The sequence below is a fragment of the Sphingomonas sp. Ant20 genome, assembly GCF_000783375.1.
Taxonomy (GTDB): Bacteria; Pseudomonadota; Alphaproteobacteria; order Sphingomonadales; family Sphingomonadaceae; genus Sphingomonas; species Sphingomonas aerolata.
On sequence record NZ_JRVI01000016.1, the window covers coordinates 23,318 to 29,864 of the forward strand.

Annotated in this window: 8 protein-coding genes and 1 pseudogene; 3 read left to right on the top strand and 6 right to left on the bottom strand. The window is 66.0% G+C overall.

The window, feature by feature from the left end:
* Window positions 1–15 precede the first annotated feature (15 nt).
* On the bottom strand, window positions 16–777 hold the full coding sequence (locus NI18_RS04180; RefSeq protein WP_031438880.1) for a class II aldolase/adducin family protein: 762 nt from the start codon (window positions 775–777) through the stop codon (window positions 16–18).
* A gap of 171 nt (window positions 778–948) precedes the next feature.
* Between NI18_RS04180 and NI18_RS04185 the strand changes: the two genes are divergently transcribed.
* A complete protein-coding gene (locus NI18_RS04185) occupies window positions 949–2,256 on the top strand; it encodes a sugar MFS transporter (RefSeq protein WP_031438881.1) in 1,308 nt (435 codons plus the stop codon).
* A gap of 80 nt (window positions 2,257–2,336) precedes the next feature.
* Here NI18_RS04185 and NI18_RS04190 read toward each other — a convergent pair whose 3' ends face one another.
* The 4 genes and pseudogenes from NI18_RS04190 to NI18_RS04205 all read right to left on the bottom strand — a co-directional run bounded on the left by NI18_RS04190 (window position 2,337) and on the right by NI18_RS04205 (window position 5,391).
* Window positions 2,337–3,482 (bottom strand): CaiB/BaiF CoA-transferase family protein, encoded by a 1,146-nt coding sequence (locus NI18_RS04190; RefSeq protein ID WP_037528372.1) that lies wholly within the window; start codon window positions 3,480–3,482, stop codon window positions 2,337–2,339.
* A 136-nt stretch (window positions 3,483–3,618) separates the two neighbouring features.
* A pseudogene (locus NI18_RS04195) lies at window positions 3,619–4,792 on the bottom strand (acyl-CoA dehydrogenase).
* An 87-nt stretch (window positions 4,793–4,879) separates the two neighbouring features.
* Complete coding sequence (locus NI18_RS04200) at window positions 4,880–5,200, bottom strand: hypothetical protein (protein WP_037528374.1); 321 nt, start codon at window positions 5,198–5,200, stop codon at window positions 4,880–4,882.
* Between the two features lie 2 nt (window positions 5,201–5,202).
* Window positions 5,203–5,391 (bottom strand): hypothetical protein, encoded by a 189-nt coding sequence (locus NI18_RS04205; RefSeq protein WP_031438885.1) that lies wholly within the window; start codon window positions 5,389–5,391, stop codon window positions 5,203–5,205.
* An 89-nt stretch (window positions 5,392–5,480) separates the two neighbouring features.
* On the opposite strand from NI18_RS04205, the gene NI18_RS04210 reads away from it, so the two are divergent.
* Window positions 5,481–5,978 carry a hypothetical protein gene (locus NI18_RS04210; RefSeq protein ID WP_306286231.1) on the top strand — a complete coding sequence of 166 codons (498 nt, stop codon included), beginning with the start codon at window positions 5,481–5,483 and terminating at the stop codon, window positions 5,976–5,978.
* A complete protein-coding gene (locus tag NI18_RS26480) occupies window positions 5,876–6,112 on the top strand; it encodes a S24 family peptidase (RefSeq protein ID WP_306286232.1) in 237 nt (78 codons plus the stop codon). Before NI18_RS04210 ends, NI18_RS26480 begins: the two co-directional genes overlap by 103 nt.
* Here the strand turns inward: NI18_RS26480 and NI18_RS25490 are convergent.
* Window positions 6,109–6,276, bottom strand: coding sequence for a hypothetical protein (locus NI18_RS25490; RefSeq protein ID WP_192008402.1), 168 nt, complete (start codon window positions 6,274–6,276; stop codon window positions 6,109–6,111). The genes NI18_RS26480 and NI18_RS25490 overlap by 4 nt on opposite strands.
* Window positions 6,277–6,547: the final 271 nt, after the last annotated feature.

Here is a 6,547-nt window from a genome sequence, read left to right on the forward strand (position 1 = left end):
GCGGAGGGGAGGGGGCTATTGCCGCCAGCTCGTGTCACGCTTGTCAACCAGCCGAACCATCGCCTCGAAATCCGCCTTGCCCGCGCCACCGGGCAGCGAGACCTTGCCGAGATCGCGCTGGTGGACCTTGACGACATCGTCGGGGATCAGGATCGGCGTGCCCATCGACGCCGTCGCGACCTGGATCTCGCAGGCGCGCTGCAGCGACCAGTGCTTGATGAACGCCTCGGGCAGCGTCCGGCCCATGACCAGGATGCCGTGATTGCGCAGCAGCATCACGCGCTTGTCGCCGAGATGCTCGATCAGCCGTTCGCCCTCTTCCGACCGGACGGTGACGCCCTCGAAATCATGATAGGCGATCTGGCCGATGAAGTTGCACGCATAGAAATTGGTCGGCTGAAGCCCGCCCTCGACCGCGCTGACCGCCATGCCCGCGGTGGTGTGCGTGTGCATGATGCAATGCGCGTCGGGCAGGTGCTTGTGGAACAGCGCGTGCTGCGTGAAGCCCGCGAGATTGACCGGATAGGGGTTCTGGTCGAGCTTGTTGCCGTCGATGTCGATCTTGACGAGGCTCGACGCAGTCACCTCGCTGAAATGCAGCCCGAACGGGTTGATCAGGAACGCGCCGTCCTCGCCGGGGATCTTCAACGTGATGTGGTTGTAGATCATCTCGGACCAGCCGAGCATGTCGAAGACCCGGTAGCAGGCGGCAAGCTGTTGGCGGGCCTCCCATTCCGCGGGTGAAACCGTCGAATTGCGCAGCGCTGCGGTCGCCATCTCATGCTCTCCCTTGTCGCGTTTGCAAACGGCATACCCGATGCCCGAAAGCGCGGCAATCGACGGGTGCCACGCCGCGGCCGGACGCGAACGCGCCTCTAACCATTGCCACGCGCGGTCGCCCCGGCTTATGCCGCCGCCCAACAAGACCGCGAGAGGGCGCAATTTATCATGCATGTCGACACCCATCACACCGCCGCCGCGGGAGGCGCCGCCGCAGAGGGCGATGCCAATCACGGTTACGACGCCCCCGACCTGCGCGTCTTCGTCTTCGCCCTGTTCTTCATCTTCGGTGGCATCACCTCGCTGAACGACATCATCATTCCGAAGATGAAGGAGCTGTTCACGCTCGACCATGCGACCGCGATGCTGGTCCAGTCGGCCTTCTTCCTCGCCTATGCGCTGTTCTCGATTCCTGCCGCGGCGATCGTGCGCAAGGCCGGTTATATGCGCACCGCCTCGATCGGGCTGGTGACGATGACCGTCGGGTGCCTGTTGTTCATCCCGGCGGCGGGCAAGGCCAGCTTCGAGATGTTCCTGTTCGCGCTTTTCGTGCTGGGCGCGGGCATCACGGTCGTTCAGGTCGTCGCCAACCCGCTGATCTCGGCGCTCGGCGCGCCGAAATCGGCATCGAGCCGGCTGACCTTCGCGCAGGCGTTCAACTCGCTCGGCACGACGATCTTCCCTTATGTCGGTTCCGCGGTCATCCTTGGTGGTCTCGCGACGGTGGATTCCTCGACGCTGACCGGCGCCGCGCTTGACGCCTACCGGACCGAATCGTCGCGGACCGTCGTGCACACCTATATCGGCCTCGCGATCGCGCTGCTGATCGTCGCCGCCGTCGTCTGGACGCGGCGGAACCGGCTGAACGAGGAGCAGGAGCAGACGGGCAGCATCCTCCACGCCTTCACGCTGCTCAAGCGCCCGCGCTTCGCGATGGGGACGGCGTGCATCTTCCTTTATGTCGGCGCCGAGGTCGCGGTCGGCTCGCTGATCGTCAACTACCTGATGCAGCCGAGCGTGATGGGCCTGAGCGATGTCGCTGCCGGTCAGCACGTGCCCTTCTACTGGGGCGGCGCGCTGATCGGGCGGTTCATCGGGGCCTATGTCCTCAACAAGGTGTCGCCAGGCAAGGTTCTGGCCGGTGTCGCGACCGGGACGCTGGCGCTGATCCTGATCTCGGCGAATACCGAGGGTGCCGTGTCGGGTTGGGCCTTGCTGTCGATCGGGCTCATGAATTCGGTGATGTTCCCGACGATCTTCGCCTTGGCATCTGAAGGCCTTGGCAAGCGTGCGGCCGAGGGGTCGGGCGTGATCGCCACGGCGATCGTCGGCGGCGCGATCATTCCCTATTTCACGGGCGTGCTCGCGGACTCGTCGGGCAGCCTGCACTTCGCGTTGCTGCTCCCGGCGATCTGCTACGCGCTGATCCTTGCGTACGGGGTGTATGCGCGCAAGCCGGTGACGGCCGTCGCCTAATCCCCCGTCGTCATCCTGGGCTAGACCCAGGATCCAGAGCCACGACCGCTACCGTCCGTGGCTCTGGATCCTGACTTTCGTCAGGATGACGGGTGTTTTGGTAGCATTGGTGCCGCGCGCCCGGTCGCGAGATCGGCATCCGAGAAGCGGATCGGCGTGCGGAGACCCGGGACGGTCGATCCATCCGGACGCACGACGTCGATCGCCATGCCGCGCGCGATCACCTGTGGATCGTCGAATGCCTGCGCGACGGTGTTGATCGGCCCGGCGGGGACACCGACCGCCTCCAGCCGCGCGAGCAGCTCGAGTTTAGGCACCAGCGAGGTCGCCGCCTCGATCCCTGCAAACAAGATGTCCTTGAAGGCGAGCCGCCCGGCATTGGTCGCGAACCGCGGATCGTCGCGCATTTCAGGTAAGCCCATCGCATCGCAGAACCGCCGGAACTGCCCGTCATTGCCGACCGCGAGGATGAACCACCCGTCGCTGGTCGGGAATACGGCATAGGGGCATACGTTCATGTGGGCGTTGCCGACCCGCGTCGGCGAGACGCCGCTCGCGAACCAGTTCATCGCCTGATTGGCGAGGACGCCGGTCATCGTGTCGAGCAGCGCCATGTCGATCTGCTGCCCCCGACCGGTCCGCTCGCGCATCGCGAGCGCCGCCTGGATCGCGATCACCGAATACAGCCCGGTCATGATGTCGGCGAACGCGACCCCGATCTTCTGCGGCGCCCCATCGGGCTCGCCGGTGAGATCTATGATCCCGCTCATGCCCTGGACGATGAAGTCATAGCCCGCGCGCGGTGCGTAGGGTCCGTCCTGTCCGAAGCCGGTGATCGAGCAATAGACGAGCCGCGGATTGATTGCGGCGAGCGTCGGATAGTCGAGCCCGTATCTGGCAAGCCCGCCGACCTTGAAATTCTCGATCACGACATCGGCGTCGGCGATCAGCGCACGAACCGCAGCCTGTCCCTCGGGCGTCGTGAAGTCCGCGACGACCGAGCGCTTGCCGCGGTTGGCGGCGTGGAAATAGGCCGCGTCGCGGGTGCCGTCGGGGTTGTCGATGAACGGCGGGCCCCAGGTCCGGGTGTCGTCGCCGGCGGGGCTCTCGACCTTGGTGACGTCGGCACCGAGATCGGCGAGCACCTGGCCAGCCCAGGGGCCGGCGAGGATGCGGGCGAGTTCGACGACCTTTAGGCCGGCGAGGGGTGTAGGTTTGCCTTCCACGATTAAATCACCACCCCGGCGGAGGCCGGGGCCCAGTTGGAAAGGTTGTAGTAACGACACGCAGCATCAGCCAAGGCGCGTTCCCCAACTGGGCCCCGGCCTTCGCCGGGGTGGCAAGCAAGCACGTGGCCTATCACTAGAACGCTGCAATACCCGTGATCGCGCGGCCGAGGATCAGCGCGTGGACGTCGTGTGCGCCCTCATAGGTGTTGACCGTCTCGAGGTTCATCATGTGACGCATTACCTGATATTCCCCCGAAATGCCGTTGCCGCCGTGCATGTCCCGACTCATCCGCGCGATGTCGAGCGCCTTGCCGACATTGTTGCGCTTGACGATCGAGACCATCTCGGGCGCGAACCGCCCCTCGTCCATCAGCCGCCCGACGCGCAGTGACGCCTGGAGCCCGAGCGCGATCTCGGTCTCCATGTCGGCGAGCTTCTTCTGATAGAGCTGCCGCCCGGCGAGCGGGGTGCCGAACTGGTTGCGATCGAGGCCATATTGCCGCGCGGCGTGGAAGCAGAATTCGGCGGCACCGAGCGCACCCCACGAGATCCCGTAGCGCGCGCGGTTGAGACAGCCGAACGGCCCCTTCAGCCCCTGGACGTCGGGGAGCAACGCGTCCTCGCCGACCTCGACCTCGTCCATCAGGATCATGCCGGTGATCGACGCCCGCAGCGACAGCTTGCCCTCGATCTTGGGCGTCTCGAGCCCCTTCATCCCGCGTTCCAGGATGAAGCCGCGGATGCCACCGCCATGCTCGTCGGACTTGGCCCAGACCACGAACACGTCGCGATCGGCGAGTTGGAGATCCAGGTCTTGGCGCCCGAGATGACATAGCCGTTCGCGGTCTTCTTCGCGCGCGTCGTCATGCCGCCGGGGTCCGACCCCGCATCGGGCTCGGTCAGTCCGAAGCAACCAATGAACTCGCCAGTCGCGAGCTTCGGCAGATATTTGCGCTTCTGTGCTTCGGAACCGAACGCATTGATCGGGTACATCACCAGGCTCGACTGGACCGACATCATCGAGCGATAACCCGAGTCGATCCGCTCGACCTCGCGCGCGACCAGGCCGTACGCGACATAGGAGCGCCGACGCCGCCATATTCCTCTGGGATAGTCGGTCCGAGCAGGCCGAGATCACCCATCTCGCGGAAAATCGCGGGATCGGTATGTTCGTGCTGGAACGCGTCGATGATCCGCGGCGCGAGCTTGTCCTCGGCATAGGCGCGCGCGGTATCGCGGATCATGCGTTCGTCTTCGCTCAGCTGGTCGTCGAGCAGGAACGGATCCGCCCATTCGAACTTGCCCATTCCGGCGCCGGTGCCTGCCATCGTCATCTCCTTCATTGGCCGCCGACTTCGTGTTTCCAAGGCCGAAAGTCCAGCCCCAAGGCATGGCTATGCGTCGATCAGCGTCAACGCCGCGATGGTGACACGCAGCCGCGACCCGACCAGCTCCACTGCGTCGATCGCGAGATCGGCGAGGATGTGCCCCCGCAGCGGCAGCTCGGCATCGGGCAGGGCGGCAAGCCAGGATCGAAAACCGGGTATGGGATCCGCCAGGATGACCAGATGATGTTGCTCGCCCGAGAAGGTCGCGCTCGCCCATGGGCGCGAAACCGTCTCGATCAGCTCGAATGCCGTGCCCGATGCTGCGGCACTGGCGTGAAGTGCGCGGATCAACCGCGTCGCGACATCGGGGCCGCGCAGGGGGGCCATCCTCACGACCGGCCGCGCCCGGACGTGTTCGCGATGAACGCCTCGATCCGCGCGACCAGTCCCGCGCGTGGCTGGCGACCGCGTCTGAGATCCGCGACGAGCCGGGAATCATTCACCGCACGCCGTCCGAAGGTGGCCGCCCCCATGTCGGTCTGCCGCAGATATCGGTTGATCTTGACCAGTACGGACATCGTTTGCTCCTCGTGATTCCCGTCTCCGTTCACGATCTGTTCCCTGAAATCCAACTTGTCTAGGATTTTTCCTGCGCTATGGTCTCGCCATGTCCGATCCCGATCCCCGAGCAGCGCTGGCACGGCTTGCGGCTGCGCGCGGGGACAGTATGGCGGCCCTGTCGGCGATGCTGGGACGCAACGCGGCCTATCTGCAGCAGTATGTGAAGCGCGGGTCGCCACGACGGTTGGCGGAGGACGATCGCCGGCTGCTCGCGCAGTATCTCGGCGTCGAGGATCATGTGCTCGGCGGGAGCGGAACGAAGGGCAGCGAAAGGCGAACCGGGTTTCGGATCGCCCGCCTGGCGGTCCAGGCGTCGGCCGGGCCGGGCGCGCTGGTCGATGACGAGGTGCTGCTGGGCACCGACGTGATCGACCCCGCGCTGGCGCGGCGGCTCGGGCTGCGCGACGGCAGGCGGCGATCATCCGGGTCCGGGGAACATCGATGGAGCCCGGCCTGCAGGATGGCGATCACATCATCGTCGATATGGCGACCACGGTGCCGGGCGCGCGCGGACGCCTTCACGTCATCCGGGTCGATGGCCTGACGATGGTCAAGCGGGTCGCGTTGCGGGACGGGACGCTCAGCGTGTCGAGCGACAATCCTGCCGCGCCGCCGGTGCCCGACGGCTCGGTCGACATTGTCGGCCGCGTCGTCTGGCAGATGCGCGAACCCGACTAGCGGCGGTCGCGGATCCAGACGAGCAGCGCGGCCGCGACGCCGATCGCGGTGCCGATCAGGAGACCCAGCGTGGCCTGGCCGATCGCAAATCCGACCCCCGCGCCGCCAAGAATGCCCATCGCGATCAGGAAGCCGCCAGCGGCGGTCGGACGTTTGTCAGCCATGTCCCGCACCTGCCACGTCGCGCGCGCGGACGCCAGTGCCGGCTGCCGACGCGGACGATGCACCGCGCAACGCGCTGATTGTCCGGCAGAGTATTTCGATGTCATGACGAAACGTGGCGAAAATGCGTCACGAACGACTGTCGCGGGGGGCCAAGCCCGGCTAGGAGGCGAGCATGGTGTACCGCTTCGGGTGGGTCGGGATCGGTACGGCCACCGCCGTCCTTGTCGTGCCGATGCTGACGGCCCCCCGCCGCCGCCGCCGCAGACACGC